Source organism: Nonomuraea typhae (assembly GCF_009760925.1).
GTDB lineage: Bacteria > Actinomycetota > Actinomycetes > Streptosporangiales > Streptosporangiaceae > Nonomuraea > Nonomuraea typhae.
Genome location: NZ_VRLV01000001.1, coordinates 258,357 through 274,758 on the forward strand (window position 1 = coordinate 258,357; position 16,402 = coordinate 274,758).

The 16,402-nt window shown below is 71.8% G+C and carries 16 protein-coding genes; 4 read left to right on the top strand and 12 right to left on the bottom strand.

Annotated elements, in window-relative coordinates:
• Positions 1-93 precede the first annotated feature (93 nt).
• Positions 94-1,128, top strand: a complete 1,035-nt coding sequence (locus tag FVE25_RS01230) for an alkaline phosphatase PhoX (protein ID WP_157244486.1) — start codon at positions 94-96, stop codon at positions 1,126-1,128.
• Between the two features lie 4 nt (positions 1,129-1,132).
• Here the strand turns inward: FVE25_RS01230 and FVE25_RS01235 are convergent, their stop codons facing one another.
• From FVE25_RS01235 to FVE25_RS01260, 6 genes are all read right to left on the bottom strand, one after another.
• Entirely contained in the window at positions 1,133-1,558 is a 426-nt protein-coding gene (locus FVE25_RS01235; protein WP_157245437.1) for a DUF4328 domain-containing protein, read from the bottom strand.
• On the bottom strand, positions 1,545-2,108 hold the full coding sequence (locus tag FVE25_RS01240) for a hypothetical protein (protein ID WP_157244487.1): 564 nt from the start codon (positions 2,106-2,108) through the stop codon (positions 1,545-1,547). Before FVE25_RS01240 ends, FVE25_RS01235 begins: the two co-directional genes overlap by 14 nt.
• Before the next feature lie 65 nt (positions 2,109-2,173).
• Positions 2,174-2,791, bottom strand: coding sequence for a copper resistance CopC family protein (locus FVE25_RS01245; RefSeq protein ID WP_157244488.1), 618 nt, complete (start codon positions 2,789-2,791; stop codon positions 2,174-2,176).
• A gap of 110 nt (positions 2,792-2,901) precedes the next feature.
• A complete protein-coding gene (locus FVE25_RS01250) occupies positions 2,902-3,441 on the bottom strand; it encodes an MFS transporter (RefSeq protein WP_157244489.1) in 540 nt (179 codons plus the stop codon).
• A 282-nt stretch (positions 3,442-3,723) separates the two neighbouring features.
• Complete coding sequence (locus FVE25_RS01255; protein WP_157244490.1) at positions 3,724-4,032, bottom strand: hypothetical protein; 309 nt, start codon at positions 4,030-4,032, stop codon at positions 3,724-3,726.
• A 219-nt stretch (positions 4,033-4,251) separates the two neighbouring features.
• On the bottom strand, positions 4,252-5,133 hold the full coding sequence (locus FVE25_RS01260) for a D-alanyl-D-alanine carboxypeptidase family protein (protein WP_219825256.1): 882 nt from the start codon (positions 5,131-5,133) through the stop codon (positions 4,252-4,254).
• Positions 5,134-5,522: 389 nt separating this feature from the next.
• On the opposite strand from FVE25_RS01260, the gene FVE25_RS01265 reads away from it, so the two are divergent.
• Positions 5,523-7,160, top strand: coding sequence for a DUF4082 domain-containing protein (locus FVE25_RS01265; RefSeq protein WP_181019414.1), 1,638 nt, complete (start codon positions 5,523-5,525; stop codon positions 7,158-7,160).
• Between the two features lie 5 nt (positions 7,161-7,165).
• Here FVE25_RS01265 and FVE25_RS01270 read toward each other — a convergent pair whose 3' ends face one another.
• Positions 7,166-8,065 carry an endonuclease/exonuclease/phosphatase family protein gene (locus FVE25_RS01270; RefSeq protein ID WP_219825257.1) on the bottom strand — a complete coding sequence of 300 codons (900 nt, stop codon included), beginning with the start codon at positions 8,063-8,065 and terminating at the stop codon, positions 7,166-7,168.
• A 148-nt stretch (positions 8,066-8,213) separates the two neighbouring features.
• Between FVE25_RS01270 and FVE25_RS01275 the strand changes: the two genes are divergently transcribed.
• Positions 8,214-8,837: an FMN-dependent NADH-azoreductase gene (locus tag FVE25_RS01275; RefSeq protein ID WP_157244494.1), complete on the top strand. Its 624-nt coding sequence runs from the start codon at positions 8,214-8,216 to the stop codon at positions 8,835-8,837.
• Here the strand turns inward: FVE25_RS01275 and FVE25_RS01280 are convergent.
• The 4 genes from FVE25_RS01280 to FVE25_RS01295 form a co-directional block, all read right to left on the bottom strand.
• A complete protein-coding gene (locus FVE25_RS01280; protein ID WP_157244495.1) occupies positions 8,834-9,427 on the bottom strand; it encodes a TIGR03086 family metal-binding protein in 594 nt (197 codons plus the stop codon). The two genes, FVE25_RS01275 and FVE25_RS01280, sit on opposite strands and share 4 nt — an antisense overlap.
• Positions 9,428-9,489: 62 nt before the next feature.
• A complete protein-coding gene (locus FVE25_RS01285; protein ID WP_157244496.1) occupies positions 9,490-10,806 on the bottom strand; it encodes an SLC13 family permease in 1,317 nt (438 codons plus the stop codon).
• Positions 10,807-10,831: 25 nt separating this feature from the next.
• Positions 10,832-13,588, bottom strand: a complete 2,757-nt coding sequence (locus FVE25_RS01290; protein WP_246266506.1) for an FAD-binding and (Fe-S)-binding domain-containing protein — start codon at positions 13,586-13,588, stop codon at positions 10,832-10,834.
• A complete protein-coding gene (locus FVE25_RS01295) occupies positions 13,585-14,721 on the bottom strand; it encodes a pyridoxal-phosphate-dependent aminotransferase family protein (RefSeq protein WP_157244497.1) in 1,137 nt (378 codons plus the stop codon). The genes FVE25_RS01290 and FVE25_RS01295 overlap by 4 nt, the downstream gene beginning before the upstream one ends.
• An 84-nt stretch (positions 14,722-14,805) precedes the next feature.
• Here FVE25_RS01295 and FVE25_RS01300 point away from each other — a divergent pair, with 84 nt between their 5' ends.
• Positions 14,806-15,513, top strand: a complete 708-nt coding sequence (locus FVE25_RS01300; RefSeq protein ID WP_157244498.1) for an IclR family transcriptional regulator — start codon at positions 14,806-14,808, stop codon at positions 15,511-15,513.
• A gap of 1 nt (position 15,514) precedes the next feature.
• On the opposite strand, the gene FVE25_RS01305 is transcribed toward FVE25_RS01300, so the two are convergent.
• A complete protein-coding gene (locus FVE25_RS01305; RefSeq protein WP_246266508.1) occupies positions 15,515-16,369 on the bottom strand; it encodes a bifunctional helix-turn-helix transcriptional regulator/GNAT family N-acetyltransferase in 855 nt (284 codons plus the stop codon).
• Positions 16,370-16,402 lie beyond the last annotated feature (33 nt).

Consider the following 16,402-nt stretch of genomic DNA (forward strand, 5'->3'; position numbering starts at 1 on the left):
GGCCCCAGGTTTGCGGAGAGTTTGGACTTGCGAGTACCTCCCATTCACGTCGGTGCGGTCGACTAACGTGGCATCGACAGGGAGGGGCCCCACATGGTGCGCAGAACCCTTCTCCACGCGGGCGCCGTCGTCACGGTGGGCACGATCTCTCAGGGCACCGCCCACGCGGGCGCCGGTCCCTATGGGCCGCTGCTGCCGCCGGATGCCGACGGGCTGGCGTTGCCGCGGGGGTTCACCGGCCGGATCGTGGCCAGGAGCGGGCGGAAGGTCGCCGGTCTGACCTGGCACGCCGCGCCCGACGGCGGAGCCTGCTTCCCCGACGGATCCGGGTGGATCTACGTCTCCAACGCGGAGGTCCCGCTGCTGGGCGGGGCCTCGGCGGTGCGCTTCCGCGCGGACGGCTCGGTCTGCGCGGCCTACCGGATCCTGTCGGGCACCAGCCTGAACCGCGCCGGGGGCGCCACCCCCTGGCACACCTGGCTGTCCTGCGAGGCGACGGAGCGCGGGCGGGTGTTCGAGTGCGACCCGTACGGCGAGCGGGCCGCCCGCCCGCGCCTGGCCATGGGGCGCTTCCGGCACGAGGCGGTGGCCTGCGACCCGGAGCGGGAGGCCGTCTACCTCACCGAGGACGAACCCGACGGCTGCTTCTACCGCTTCCGCCCCCGCGACTGGGGCGACCTGACGGAGGGCGCGCTGGAGGTGCTGACCGCGGGCGGCGGCTGGCGCGCGGTGCCCTATCCGGCCGCCCCCTCGGAGCCCACCCGCTACCAAGTGCGTGACGCCCTGCGGTTCAACCGGGGCCGGGCCTGTCACTTCGTGGACGGCGTCTGCTTCTTCACCACCAGGGGCGACGACCAGGTCTGGTCCTACGACGGCGCCCTCCACCGGCACGAGGCGATGAACGGTCCGCTGTTCGTGGCCCAGGACGGCGCCATGGAGATCGACGTGATCACCCGCGACGGCGCCGTCGCCCCCTTCGCCCGCCTGGCCGGGCGCCGCGGGGCGGAGCTGGCCGGGCCGGCCTTCAGCCCGGACGGCGGGCGCCTCTACTTCTCCTCCAGGCGGCGCGGCAGCGGCGTGGCCGCCGGCCAGGTCTTCGAGGTCAGCGGGCCGTTCGAGCGCGGATAGCGGCTCAGGCCACCGGGTGCGGCGGCGCGGCGGCCCAGCTCGCCCGGCGCGTCTCCTGGAAGGCCGTGATCTTCCAGATGACGGGGGCGGCCAGAGCGGCGGCCACCACGTACAGCCCGATGCTGAGCACGTCGAACCTGGCCGCCCTGGCCGGCGCCTCCGGGTCGTCGCCGGTGAAGAACAGCCGGGCGGTCACGTTGGAGACCCAGCCGGCGCAGAACCACGCCACCCACCAGGCCCAGATCAGGCCGGAACGGCGGGCGCGGGCGAAGCCCTCGTCCGGCACGCCGCCGGGCTTGGAGGGCGTCCAGATGTCGTCGACGATCATTTTGGGGAACCAGAGGCTGATGACGGGCACGACCCACCCGAGGTGACGTGGGCGCGGGCGATGTCGTCGTCGGACATGCGGTGATCGGTCATGATCTCCAATCCTCGGGGATCAGGTCGCGGAAGGCGCCCCGCCGTACCGCGACGTAGCCGACGACGCCCGCCCAGGCGAGCCCCAGCAGGAGGCAGACGATGGCGTACGTGCGGGCGGAACCGGCGGCCGCCTCGCTGCGGGAGACGTACTCGGCGGCCGAATAGACGTTCGTGCCGTTCACCGTGGCGCCCACGGCGTGGATCTGGTTGCCCGAGTCCGGGTGGCGGGCGCCGGAGGTGAACGCCTCCTCGGGGTCCTCCAGGATCTCCAGGCGGACCCCGGCCCCTGCGGCGACGCCCCCGGCGGGGGTCGTGTCCAGGCGGAAGGTGACGTTCTGGGGGCGGCCGGTCAGCGTGAGGACGTAGTCGACGCGGGTGGTCGCGCGGTTGCCCGCGCCGACGCTGGTCCGCTTGGTGTCGCTCGTGGCGACGGTGCCTTGCACGACGTGCACGGCGGACATCGCGAACGCGGGCGCGCTCTGGCTCGCGCGGGTGAACTGGAACAGGGCGAAGCCCAGCAGAATCAGGCCGGGCATCAGCCAGGAGACGTACGACCGCACCGGGCGACTATCTCACACCCCGATCAAGGAGGCCGCCGCGCCCGATGGCACGGCGGCCTCGCGTGCTACTCGGGGGTGCCCCGGCGCCTGGTGACGACGAAGGTACCGATGCCCAGGACCACGAGCGCGGCCAGCACCAGCCACACCCAGCCGGGCAGGCCCTGGCTGGGCTGCTCGCTAGCCGCCTCCGTCGTCTCCGGGGTCTGCACGGCCTCGGAGGTCGCGGGAGTCTGCGGGGCGGACGCCTCAGGGGTGGACGCCTCAGGAGTGGACGCGCCGCCGGTGGACGCCTCGGGGGTCGGCGTCTCGGCGGGGGGCGGCGGGGGAGTGAAGGTGAAGGGGATCTCGCCCACGATCGGGTGACCGTCGGAGGAGACCACCCGCCAGCCGATCACGTACTTGCCCGGAGCGGGCGGAGTGGGCACCTTGGCGGTGACGATCTTGCCGTCGGCGACCGGCTTGGCCAGCTCGACCGCCTTGCCCTTGGCGTCGTGCAGCACGACGAACGGCATGCGGATGCGGGCGGTGAACTCCAGCTCGATCTCCTCCAGCGCCTTCACCTTGGCGTTCTTGGAGGGGGAACTGGCCTTGAGGCCGTCGTGGGCCAGAGCGGCGGGGGCGGACAGGAACAGCAGAAGACCGCACGTCACGGCGGTTACGACAGTACGCGGCAGAAACGCCATCGATGGCTCCATGGGAGAAACCCGGCCGGGCCGCGAGGGCGCGGCCGGGAGACCGGAAGGCCGCCTCGCCCGTGAAAGGCGAGCGCCCGTGGACTCGTCGGCGCCGGGGTTCAGCCGGCGCGGAGGAGCACGGGCGGGCCGCGCCTCGGCACCGCCGTGGTGAAGTCCCTTGACCGGTGGAGCCCGGCGTCATCCCGGGGTACGGCCGGCCGTACCGGTGCCGGCGGCTCCAGCGGCTTGGTGATCAGGAGCAGGCGGAACGGCTCGGCCGCCCACAGCCGCAGGATCGCCCAGGCGGCGCGCTCGCCGCGGTGCAGCCACCACCCGGTCAGCAGCGCGACCGTCAGGTGGACCAGGGGCATGCCGAGGTTCAGGTGGCCGTGTCCGGCGATGGGCTCCGGGGCGTCGGTGAAGAGCTCGTGGAGCACGATCTGGGTGCCCGCGGTGGCGGCCAGGACCGTCTCGCGGGATCGTTCGCGGCCGTTGAGGGTCCAGGCCAGGGCCAGCGCGGCGCCCGCGCCGAGCAGCAGAGGCGTCGCCGTGATCCGGGCGCCTCCGGCGAACAGGTGCCCACCGGCCGAGACCGCGACGCAGACCATGGCGAACACGGCGGCGCGGACTAGTCGGAGAACGGGATCCCTGGGGGACACATACGACATTTTGCCACCCCGAATCCACTTGGCGGGGCGCTCGCGCCTCGCAATGCCATCCAAGGGCGGGTTGCGCATGCCTCGCGATGCCGTTGGAGGGAGGGGCGTGGGGCTCTCGCGATGCTGTTGGAGGGAGGGGCGTGGGGCTCTCGCGATGCCATGGGAGAGAGAGGTACGGGGTCTCGCGATGCCATCAGAGGAAAGGCGTGGGGCCTTGCGAGGCCATGAGGGGGAGGGCTGAGAGCGCGGCGGGCCCGTGGGGAGGCTCGCCGCGCTGCCGGGTCAGCGCTTGTTGATGCGGAGGGAGACGATCGTGCCGGGCGGCAGCCCGGCCTCGGAGACCTGACCGGCGGGAACCCACGGGCCGACGTTGGCGACCCACCCGACGGCCGGGTTGACGTGCAGGACGGTGACGGCGACCTGGTGCTCGCCGGTCCCGGTCGCGCAGTAGGAGGCGACTCTGTTGACGGCGGGCTGGCTGGTGGTGCAGTTCTCGGGGATCGCATGGGCGGCGGGGGAGGCGCCCATGAGCACGGCGGTCGCGAGCAGCGTGGAGCTTGCGAGGGCGACTGCCCGCTTCCTGGATCTCACCGGGGGTCTCGCTTTCTCTTAGGAAACTTTCCTAAAAGTGAAGGCGGGCCCCGGTGCCACCGTCAAGAGCGTTCCGGCAGGCCGGGAAATCGTTGTGCTCGGGCACACGGCGGCCCCGCGGAAACGGGGCCGCCGCCCTGGCCCGGCGGCCGAGCGACCTTCGGCGTGCCCCGGCCGGGCGCGACCCTCGGTGCCAGCGGCCGGGTGCCGCCTTCGGCGTCAACGGCCGGGTGCCACCTTTGGCATCAGCGGCCGGGTGTGACCCTCTTGCAGCCGGGTCCACCGCTCGGCCGCCGCGCTCAGCCGTTCGCCCGCCTCGAGCGCGGCGTGCTTGGCCGCCACCGGATTGGTCCCCGCCGCCTGGCCGAGCACGACGCCGTACACCAGCCGGCCCCGCAGCCTGGCCGCCCACACCAGGTTGCCGCCCGCCGCGGTGCCGGAGCCGGTCTTGATGCCGATGACGCCGTACCGGCCCAGCAGGGTGTTGGTGTTGGGCAGCCGCCTGGTGTCGCCGGGGACGGCGGTCTCGCGCTCGGCCACCACCTCGCGGAAGACGGCCTGACGCATGGCCGCCTTGGCCAGGACGAGCTGGTCGGCGGCGGTGCTCACGGTGGAGTCCTCGTTGCCGCTGGCGCCGGTGTAGCGGGTGGCGGCCATGCCGAGGCGGCGGGCGGCGGCGTTCATCTTGGCGGTGAACCGCTGCTCCGACCCGGCGTCCCAGCGGGCCAGGAGGCGGGCGGCGTTGTTGCCGGACGGCACCAGCATCAGCTCCAGCATGCGGCGCAGCCGTATCCGCTGACCGGCCCTGACCGGGACGGTCGACTCCTGGAGCGAGTGCGCCTCGTCCTGCGCGGTCTGGTCCACCTGGATGAGCGGCCCGTCCTCGCCGGGGCGCAGCGGGTGCTCCTGGAGGATCACGTACGCCGTCATGACCTTGGTGACGCTCGCGATGGGCACCGGCGTGGAACCGCCGCTGGACCCGAGGCTGCCCAGGCCCTCGGCCTCCATGGCCGCCTGCCCCTGGTCCGGCCAGGGCAGCGACGGCAGGGAGGCGGCCGACGACGTGGCCGCGCACCCGGTCGCCAACAGGATGAAAACCATGAGAAGTCGCATACAGGACACGATGGGCGGGGCGCGTGTCTCCCCGGCCGTGGCCGCGTTTCCGGCGGAGCTCGGCTACATCTCAACCGTGTATCGGTCCACCAGGTCCGAGCCGGCCTTCGTGGCCTGCCTCTTTGCCCCCTATGGTGATCAATCCGGAGAAGTGCGGTGAATGATCACCTATCCCGCTAATAGACGGGAATTTCACATTTCCCATGCGGACCGGCTCTGTATCGGTAAGATCTGGCGCCGAGAATAGGGGAGGACTCGAAAGTGGCTATCTCAGATCAATAAATTCGGATACCCCCAAAACACTGGAGCGCCGAACAGTGCGATCACATGCTGCCCCTTCGAAGCGAAAAAGATCGCGACTGGCGTTAGGGGTGCTCGTGGCCGCCGCGCTGGTCGCGATCCCCACGACCGTCGCCCTCGCCCGACAGCCCGCCCCCGCCGCGAAGAAAGTGGCCAGCGTCCAGAAGATGGGCACCCAGACGGCCCCCGGGACGCTTCAGGCAAGCCTGTGGGACGGGAAGCCGATCTCGGAACCGGGCAGGGCCGAGCGCACCCCCGTCGAACTCGGCGTGCGCTTCACCGCCGCCACGAACGGCGAGATCGCCGGCATCCGTTTCTACAAGCCCCGCGGCGAACGCGGCCGCCACGTCGGCACGCTCTGGGACGCCCAGGGGCGCGCGCTGGCCAGGGTCGCGTTCAGCGGTGAGAGCCGGCAGGGCTGGCAGACGGCCTACTTCGGCGCCCCCGTCCCGATCTGGGCGGGCAGGGTCTACACCGCCTCGTACCACACCCGCCACGGCACCCATGTGGCCCAGCGCGGCGGATTCGCCAGTCCGGTCGTCTCGGGCCCGCTCACGGCGCCCAGCGACCGCAACGGCGTCTACGCCTACGGCAAGCGCTCCCGCTTCCCGGCACAGTCGAACCCGGGCAGGTTCAACTACTTCGCCGACGTGATCTTCAACTACCGCCCGGCCCCGGAGCCGTCCGCGACGCCCACGTCCACGCGGACGCCCACGAAGACCCCCACGGCCACGCCGACGGTCACGCCCACGCGGACGCCCACCAAGACCCCCACGCAGACGCCCACGAGAACCCCCACCAAGACCCCCACGGTCACACCGACCGTCACGCCCACGAAGACTCCCACACAGACCCCCACGCAGACGCCCACGAAGACCCCCACCAAGACTCCCACCAAGACCCCCACGACGACACCGACGCTGCCCACCGATCCCCCGATCGACGGCTTCCCCGACGCGAGTAACACCGGCCCGACCATCTCCTCCTTCAAGAAGATGAAGGGCGGCGAGATCAAGACCGACGGCGCCGTCTTCGACGGAGTCGAGCTGACCGAGAGCGTCGACGTCTGGGCGGACAACGTGACCTTCCGCAACTGCCGGATCATCACCGGCGGCTACTGGGGCATCCAGCTCCGCGAGGGCTACACGAACCTGACGGTCGAGAACTGCGAGATCGCCTCCGACCGCAAGCGGAAACTGGACATCGGCGTCTGGAACGACGGCACCGGAAAGATGACCGTCCGCCGCAACGAGATCCACAGCACCTCGAACGCCGCCATCATGGCCAAGTCCGGCATCATCGAGGACAACTACATCCACGACATGTGGCAGGCCGCCCCCGGCGACCACACCGACGGCATCCAGACCAACGGCAACAAGGGCGAGAACGAGCTGGTGATCCGGCACAACACGATCATCAACCCGGAGAACCAGACCTCGGCCATCATCCTCAGCCCGGTCTTCGGCCCGATCCACGACGTGGTGGTCTCCGGCAACCTGCTGGCCGGCGGCGGCTACTGCATCTACGGCGGCGCCAAGCACATCGAGCACCCGTACTCGCCGTACAACGTGGTCATCAAGAACAACGTCTTCAGCACGCGCGTCTTCAGCAAGTGCGGCTTCTACGGCCCGATGGCCCACTTCGACACCAAGGCCGAGGGCAACGAATGGAGCGGCAACCGCTGGGAGAGCGGCGGGACCGTCGGCCCCGGCTGAGGGATTCAGCGCAACGTGACCGTCCCGGTGAGGATGCGGTGGTCGGAGCAGGCCCGGCCGCCGCAGCTCACCGGTGAGGGCCGGGCCTCGCCCGAGGACGACCCGGCCACGTAGTCGTCCTCGTGCGCGAAGATCATGTCGATCTTCGTCCCGGTCCGGCAGGGCCCGCCGCCGTCGGCCGCCTCGACGGTGCGCGCGCCGTACCCGGGGCAGTTGGCGGCGTCGGCGTCGTCCACCTCGCGGTAGTGGCCGTAGTTGCCGCTGTTGTTCGGGGTGTCGACCTGGGCGGAGTAGAAGCGGTTCATCCGCCCGAAGTCGGGGGCGGCGTTGAAGTCACCGGCGATGATCACCTGCTCGCCGCCGGCCCGGTAGGCGTCCAGCTTGCCGAAGATGGCGGTGAGCTGCGGCAGCCGGTAGGCGTCGACGAAGGTGGAGTGCGTGGTGCAGAAGCGTGTCCGCGGCTGGTCCCGCAGGGCCGCGCACAGCAGCTTGCGCGGCTCGTCGCCGTCGTCGGGCAGCGTGGTGCGGTCGGCGGCGCCGAGCGGCTTCTTGCTGAACAGCGCGATCCCGTAGTCCTTGCCCTGGCAGGGTCCGCCGCTCCTGCCGGGCAGGGCGATCTCGAACCGGGCGAAGTTGGCCGGGTCCTCGGGCCAGCCGGCCGCGCGCAGGCTCTTGATGAGCGCGTCGAACTGCTGCCGGCACACCTCGTTCAGCGAGGCGAACACAGCCCCGCTGCCGCGGATCCGGCTCGTGGCGGCGGCGATGAGGCCGTCGGTGGTGGAGCCCTTGTGCATGGTGTTGCCGGCGACGTTCCAGTGCAGGATCCGGTACGGCGTGGCCGCCTGCGCCGGCGTGGCGGTCCCGAGGGTCACCAGCGCGGCCAGGACAACGGTGAGCTTGCGCACGTTCGATTCCCTATCGCAGAAGCTGATCGCGAAGGGTGAATCATCCCACTTCTGGTGATCTATCCATACTGCCCTTGACGATACGGACCGCAGTCCGTATCGTCGGGCACACCTCAATAAACGGACTGCAGTCCGGAAAGGTCGTGTCATGGGCAAGCTTCTGCATGTCTCCGCCTCCCCGCGCGGACCGGAGTCGATCTCCCTGGGCATCGCCGGGACGTTCCTGGACGCCTACCGGGCCGCCCGGCCCGGGGCCGTCGCCGACCACTTCGACCTCTGGGACGGCACCCTGCCCGAGTTCGGCCCGGCCGCCGCGGGCGCCAAGATGAGCGTGTTCGCCGGGCGTTCGCCCGAAGGGGAGCAGGCCGCCGCCTGGGACGAGGTGGTGCGGACCTTCGAGCGCTTCGCCTCCTACGACCGCTACCTGTTCAGCGTGCCCATGTGGAACGCGGGCGTGCCGTACAAGCTCAAGCAGTTCATCGACGTGATCAGCCAGCCCGCGATGGTCTTCGGCGTGCACCCGGAGACCGGCTACGAGCACCTGCTGACGGGCAAGCGGGCCGCGGTCGTCTACACCAGCGCGGTGTGGGGGCCCGGGCTGGGGCCGGAGTTCGGCAGCGACTTCCACTCCACCTTCTTCGAGGACTGGCTGCGCTGGGCCGGGATCACCGACATCCGGCGCATCCGGTTCCATCCCACGCTGACCGGAGACTACGAGGTGGAGCGCAAGCGGGCCGACGAGCGGGCGCGGGAGCTGGCCCGCACGTTCTAGGCCGTCCAGTGCGGGTCGCGGCCGATGAGGCCGAGCAGGCGGTCCTGGATCGGGGCGTCCGGCGCCACCTTCACCTCGGGGCCGAAGACCTCCACGCCCGGCCCGAACGCGCCCGGCGTGCGGAAGCGCTCCAGCAGGTCCGGCGGCAGGCTGGAGACCGACTCCCAGGACAGCCGCAGGTCCTCGGCGTCGATCGTGGCGTCCTGGCCGGTGGCCTTGGCCAGGTCCCAGCCGTGCAGCGGCAGGTCCGCGCTGGGGACCTGGTCGACGTGCCGGGCGGCGCTCATCCGCCCGGCGGGGGTGTCGTACTCGGTCGCCGCGAGGTCCGGGTCGGCGAGCAGGGCCTCGATGTCGGCGCGCGCGGCGCGGAAGGCCGCCAGGGGGTCCTCCTTCACGGAAGGGGCGGGGCTGAGGGCGCGCCCGAGCGGGCCCAGGATGACGGCGTGCATGTCGACGATGTGCGCCACCACGTCGCGCGCGTCCCACTGGGCGCAGGGCGACGGGCTGGACCACTGCTCGGGCCGCACCGCCGCGACCTTGGCCTCGAAGGTCGCGGCGCGGCGGCGGTAACGGTCGGCGATCTCATTCATAACCCCTCGTTTCTATAACCTTATGGTTTTTTATCGAGGAACGAGGGGCTACGTCAAGGGTCCTACCCGAGCCAGCCGGGCACCACCAGCACCGCCCAGGCGGCCAGCGGGCCGGCCACCACGACGGCCGCGCCGTACCCGAGCAGCTTGCGGTAGAAGACGTCGCGGTCCATGCCCCGCACGTTGGCCACCAGCAGCGCGCCGGTGGTCGAGAACGGGCTGACGTCCACGATCGCCGAGGCGACCGACAGCGCCGCGACCATCGCGATCGGGCCGAGCGTGCCCTGCGACAGGAACGGCACCGCCAGCGGCACCAGCGCCCCGAGGATGCCCACGGTCGAGGCGAAGGCCGACACCACGCCGCCGACGTAACAGATGAGCAGCGCCACCACGAGCGGGATGCCGATCGCGGCCACGTGCGTGCCCACCCAGTCGATGGTGCCGATCTCCTGCAGCACGCCCACGTACGTGACCACGCCGCAGATCAGCAGCACCGTCGGCCAGGCCACCTTCTCCACCGCGCCCTTGTTGGACTTGGGCGAGGTCAGCGACAGGATCACCGCGACCGTGACCGCGGTCAGGCCGACGTCCAGCTTGAACGCCAGCACGCTCAGGCACAGGCCGGCGATCCCGATCAGCGTGAGCGCCTGGTGGCCGGTCAGCCGCGGGCCCGTGCCGGTCCTGGCCAGCGTCGCGGTGCCTCCGCCGCCGCCGGTCGGCTCGCCGTCCGTCTCGTCGTTCTCCAGCACCGGGGTGGCGTCGGAGGCCGTACGGCGGGCCAGCGAGGGGCCGCCGAAGAGGAAGAAGACGATGACCGCGGCGGCGGCGTTGAAGGCGAAGCTGGACAGGAACAGCACGAGGTTCGAGCTGGGCAGCCCGGCCTCCTTGGTGACCCCGTTGACGATGCCGCCCAGCACCGAGATGGGGGAGAAGGCCCCCGCCTGGGTGCCGTGGGCGACCATCAGGCCGATCAGCAGGGCGTGGATGTTGAACTGCGCGGCGAAGCCGTACGCGATCGGGGCGAGGATCGCGGCGACGGCCGGCGCGGGCGCGCCGACGGCGGTGAGCAGGGCGGAGATCGCGAAGATCACCAGCGGGATGGCGACGATGCGGCCGCGCACGAGGTGGACGGCGGCGCGCACCAGCCAGTCGACGGTGCCGTTGTTCGTGGCGATGGCGAACAACAGCGTGACCCCGACGAGGATCACGAACAGGCTGCCGGGGAAGGCGCCGAGAATGTCGCCGGTCTCCATCCCGGCGGCGAGTGTGCCGACGAGGAAGGCGCCGACGAGGGCCAGGGCTCCCAGGTTCACCGGGAACGCTGTGGCCACGACGAACATCAGGACGAGCGCGAGTATGGACAGGAGTTCGGCGGACACGTCACATGGCTCCGTTCTCCCCCGATCAGGACACGAGATGGATGAGTTCGACAGGGTGCCGGGCGGTGCGGCTGGCGCCGTGGGCTATCTGCTGGCGGCAGGAGACCCCGGTGGCCGCGATGAGGGTGCCGGGGGCGGTCTGCTCCAGTGCCGGGAACAGGCGCAGGCCGCCGATCTTCATGGACAACTCGTAGTGCTCGGCCTCGAAGCCGAACGAGCCGGCCATCCCGCAGCAGCCCGCGTCCAGCTCGATCACCTCCGCGCCGGGGATGCGGGTCAGCAGGGCACGGGTGGCTGCCGTGCCGGTGACCGCCTTCTCGTGACAGTGGCCGTGGAAGACGATCGTGCGGCCGCGCAGGCCGTCACCGAGCGTCAGGCGGCCGTCGTCGATCGCCTCCAGCAGTAGCTCGGGCACGAGACGGGCGCGCCCGGCCACCTCCTCGACCCGCGGGTCGCCGGGCAGCAGCGCCGCGTACTCGTCTTTCAGCGTCAGCAGGCAGGACGGCTCCAGCCCGGTGATCGGGGCGGCCGCGGACTCGGGGGCCGACAGCCGGGCGAGCGTGGCATCCGCCATCGCCCTGGCCCGGTCGAGCAGCCCCTTGGACAGGCTCGAGCGGCCGCAGCAGCCCTCGGCGGCCAGCCGTACCCGATAGCCGGCCTTCTCCAGAAGCTCGACGGCGGCACGGCCGATGTCGGGCTCGGTGAAGGCGGTGAAGGAGTCGGCGAGCAGGATCACCTCCTGTCCCTCGGTCTTCGCGGTACGGCGGGCGTACCAGCGCGGCAGCGTGTCACGGCGGAAGCGGGGCAGCGGGCGTTGCCCGGCCAGGCCCAGCAGCCTGCGCAGAGGCGGCGCGAACCAGTTGGAGATCGGGGCGGTGGCCGCGCCGAGCCGGTTGAGCGTGCGGATCGCGCCGAAGACGCGCGAGCGCAGCGGCACCCCGTGCGTCTGGTGGTACTGGTGCAGGGCCTCGCTCTTCAGCGAGGCCATGTCCACGCCGAGCGGGCACTCCGACTTGCACGCCTTGCACTCCAGGCACAGGTCGAGGATGCCGTGCAGCCGCTCCTCGCCCAGCGCCGCCTTGGGGTCGGCTGAAGACAGCGCCTTGACCAGGGCGTTGGCCCGGCCGCGGGTGGAGTGCTCCTCCTCGCGGGTGGCCATGTACGAGGGGCACATGACGCCGGCGGCGTCCTTGCGGCAGGCGCCGATGTTCATGCAGCGGTCGGCGGCGGCGTGCATGCCGCCGGCGAAGTCCAGCGTGGTGGCCAGGTGGACCGGTTCGGGGCGGCCGGGGTCGCGCAGGTGCTCGGTCATCGGGGCGGCGTCCACGATCTTGCCCGGGTTGAGCAGGTTGCCCGGGTCGAACAGCCGCTTGATCGCCCGCATCGCCGCGTACACCTCGCCGCCGAACAGCCGCTCGTTGAACTCCGAGCGGGCCAGGCCGTCGCCGTGCTCGCTGGAGTTCACGCCGCCGTAGCGGACGGCCAGCTCGGCGATCTCCTCGGCCACCTCCCGCATGGCCGCGACCTCGCCCGGCACCCGCAGGTCCACGAACGGACGGATGTGCAGGCAGCCCACCGAGCAGTGGCCGTAGAAGCCGGCCTTCATGCCGTGCCGGTCGAGGATCGCGGAGAACTCCTCGACGTAGGGCACCAGCGCCTGCGGCGGCACCGCGGTGTCCTCGACGAAGGCGAGCGGGCGGCGGCTGCCGACGCTGGAGGCCATGAGCAGGCCCAGCCCGGCCTTGCGCACCTTGAGCACGGCCTCGCGGGTCGCGGCGTCCAGGGCGCGCAGCGTGTGGTAGCCGTGGCCGGCGGCCTTCCAGGCGCCGGCCAGCTTCTCGACCCGGTCGGCGGCGTCCTCGCCGAAGAACTCCACGAACAGCAGCGCCTCGGGGTCGCCCTCGAGGATGTCGCCCAGCCCGGCGTAGTCCACCCGCTGCCGGGACAGGTCGAGGATGGCCCGGTCCATGAGCTCGACGGAGGCGGCGTCGAGCGCGAGCGCGTCCTGGGTGGCGGCGACGGCGGCCAGCGTGCCGGTGAAGTGGCCGACCGCGATGGCCCGCCCGGCGGGTTTGGGCACCAGCCGGACGGTCGCCTCGGTGACGACCGCCAGCGTGCCCTCCGAGCCGGCGATGAGCGGCGTCAGGTCGCCGGACGTGACCCGGTCCAGCCGGTATCCGCCGGAGTGCCGCCAGAAGCGCGGGAACCCCGACAGGTCCAGATTTTTCAGGATGTCCTGTACGGCGGCGCCGAGCCTCTTGTCCGTGGCCAGGTCCGGGGTCGAGGCGTCGGCCAGGACCACGCCCAGCGCCTCCACGTGGTCGATCGTCGAGCCGTAGCGCACCGAGTGGCTCCCGGCCGAGTTGTTGCCGATCATGCCGCCGATCGTGGCCCGGTTGCTCGTCGAGGTGTCGGGGCCGAACATCATGCCCTGCTTGGCCGCCGCCCGGTTGAGCTGGTCCTGGACCACGCCCGGCTGCACCCGGGCCATTCCGCCGTCCAGCTCCAGGATGCGGTTCATGTGCCGGGAGAAGTCGACGACCACCGCCCGGCCCACGGTCTGCCCGGCCAGGCTGGTCCCGGCGCCGCGGGGCAGCACCGGCACCCCGAGCCCGGCGCAGGCCGTCACCAGGGCGCGCACGTCGTCGGCGTGCTTGGGGAAGGCGACGGCCAGCGGCTCGATGGCGTACATGCTGGCGTCGGAGGAGTACAGGTGCAGGGTGTAGCCGTCGTCCCTGACCTGACCGTCCAGCAGCGGCCCGAGCGTCCGCGCGAGGCTCACGCGCCCGTCTCCGCGAGGTAGGCGAGAGCATGCTGGACCCCGCCCTCCTTGATCGGCAGCCCGGCCGCGCGCAGCCCCATCTCGACCCCGCCCAGCGTGCCGGCGAGCATCAGGTCGTTGAAGTGGCCGAGGTGGCCGATGCGGAAGATCTGGCCGGACAGCCTGCCCAGCCCGGCGCCCAGGGACATGTCGTAGCGCTCCAGGATCACCCGGCGCACCTCGTCGGCGTCGAAGCCGGGCGGCGTCATCACCGCGGTCAGCGCGCTGGAGTACTCCCGGGGGTCGGCGCACAGGACCTCCAGGCCCCAGGCGCGCACGGCCCGCCTGGTCGCCTCCGCGTGCCGGTCGTGCCGGGCGAAGACCTGGGCCAGGCCCTCCTCCTCCATCATGGTCAGCGCCTCGGCCAGGCCGTACAGGAGGTTGGTGGCGGGGGTGTGCGGGAAGTAGCCGGTCAGGTTGGCCGCGATCATGGGCCGCCAGTCCCAGTAGGAGCGGAGCATGCGTCCCGGGCGGGCCAGGGCCTTGGGGCTGATCGCGTTGAAGCCGAGACCGGGCGGGAGCATGAGTCCCTTCTGCGAGCAGCCGACGGTGACGTCCACGCCCCACTCGTCGTGCCGGTAGTCCATGGAGCCGAGCGAGGAGATGGTGTCGACCAGCAGCAGCGCCGGGTGGCCGGCCCGGTCGAGGGCGGCGCGGATCTCGGGGACCCGGCTGCGCACGCCGGTCGAGGTCTCGTTGTGGACCACCATCACCGCTGCGGTCTCCTCGGTGAGGTGCTCGGCGACCAGGTCGGGATCGACGCCGTGCCGCCAGTCGCCGGGCACGAAGTCCACCTCGAGCCCGAGCCTGGCCGCCATCTGGCACCACAGCGTGGCGAAGTGCCCGGTCTCGAACGCCAGCACCCGGTCGCCGGGCGAGAGCGTGTTGACCAGGGCGGCCTCCCACGCGCCGGTGCCCGACGAGGCGTAGACGACCACGTCGTGCCGGGTCTGGAAGACGGCCCGCAGCCGTGGCAGCAGGTCGAGGGTCAGTTCGGCGAACTCGGGTCCCCGGTGGTCGATCGTCGGGCGGGCCATGGCGCGCAGCACGCGGCCGGGAACGTTGGTCGGTCCGGGAATCTGCAAGAAGTGCACGACTGCCTCCGTGCCGTCTTACGGCACAGTGTGCCGTGGTGCGGTTCACTAACCTTAGAATCGCGTCGTTAGAGGAGTCAATGGATGCAGAACGTGGTCAACGCCCTGCGCGCGCTCGAAGAGGTCGCCGCCCGGCAGCCCATCGGCGTCGGCGAGCTGGCCCGCGTGCTCGGACTGCCCAAGAGCACCGTGCAGCGCTCGCTGCGCACCCTGCACGAGGCGGGCTGGATCCGCCCGGCCGGAGGCGAGGTCACCCGCTGGCTGGTGACCACCAAGGCGCTGCAGGTGGGGCGCCGGGCCGAGCTGGGGCTGCGCGACGTGGCGCTGCCCGTCATGGAGGAACTCCGCCAGCGCACCGGCGAGACCGTTCACCTGGCGGTCCCGGAAGGCGACGCGGTCGTCCTCATAGAGCGGCTGGAAACCGACAAACCCCTGCGCATCGTGCTGCCCCTGGGCATCCGGCTACCCCTGCACGCCTCGGCCAACGGCAAGGCGTTCCTGGCCCATCTCGATCGCGAGCTGCCCGGCCTGGAGATCTACACCGACACCACCATCGCCGACCCCGAGACGCTGCGCGCGGAGCTGGCGGCCATCCGGGCCCGGGGCTGGGCCGACAACCGGGGCGAATGGCGCTCCGACATCACCGCCGTGGCCGCCGCCGTCCTCGGCGCGGACGGCCCGGTGGCCAGCCTCAGCATCTCGCTGCCGGCCACCCGCATGACCGACGCGCTGCGGCCGGTGTTCGGCGAGCTCGTGACCGAGGCCGCCGCCCGCATCGCCGCCGGTCTCTGACCTACAGCGAGCGCGACCAGATCTGCTCGGTGACCGGGCGGCCGTTCTCCACGCCCGGCTCCTCCGACTCCAGCTCGAACCCGGCCGCCAGATAGATGCGCCGGGCGCTGACGAGGGTGTCGCGGGTCCACAGCATGATCCGCTTGTGACCGCGCCCCGCGGCGTGCGCGAGGCACTCCTCGACCAGCCTGCGGCCCAGGCCGAGCCCCCTGGCCGACGGCTCGACCAGCAGCATCCGCAGCTGCGCGGTCTCCTCGTCCCGGCGCACGCAGAACACGCAGCCGGCCCGCTCGCCGTCGATCTCGGCGATCCACCCGGCGTCGTGCCCGGGGTCGAAGGCGGCGCAGATCCCGGCGACGGTCTTCTCGAAGTCCATGCCCCAGCCGTACTCGGCGGCGTACAGGGCGGCGTGCCGCTGCACGACCCAGCCGAGGTCGCCGGTGCGCGGCGCGCGGATCAGGTAGGGCTTGCGCCCCTCGAGGGCGGGATCGCCGAGCAGGCGGCGGATGGCGGCCATGCCGGCCAGCAGGCGGTCCTGGTCGTCGCCGGGCAGCGCGGCCAGCAGGCGCTCGGTCTCGGCGGCCGACTGGCGGTCGAGCTGGGCGAAGGTGGCGCCGCCGAGGGCGCTGAGCCGTACCAGCTGCTTGCGGGCGTCCTGCGGGGAGCGGCGGCGGGTGACGAGCCCGTCGGCCTCGAAGCGGCCGAGGATGCGGCTGAGGTAGCCGGCGTCCACGTCGAGCAGGACGCGCAGGCCGCCGGTCTCCAGCTCGCCGGCGTGCGAGATCTCGAACAGCACTCTGACCTCGGTGAGCGAGTACGGGGAGTCGAGCATCCCGGCCTGAAGGACGCCGATCACCTTCGTATAGAACCGGTTGAAGGCGCGGACCCC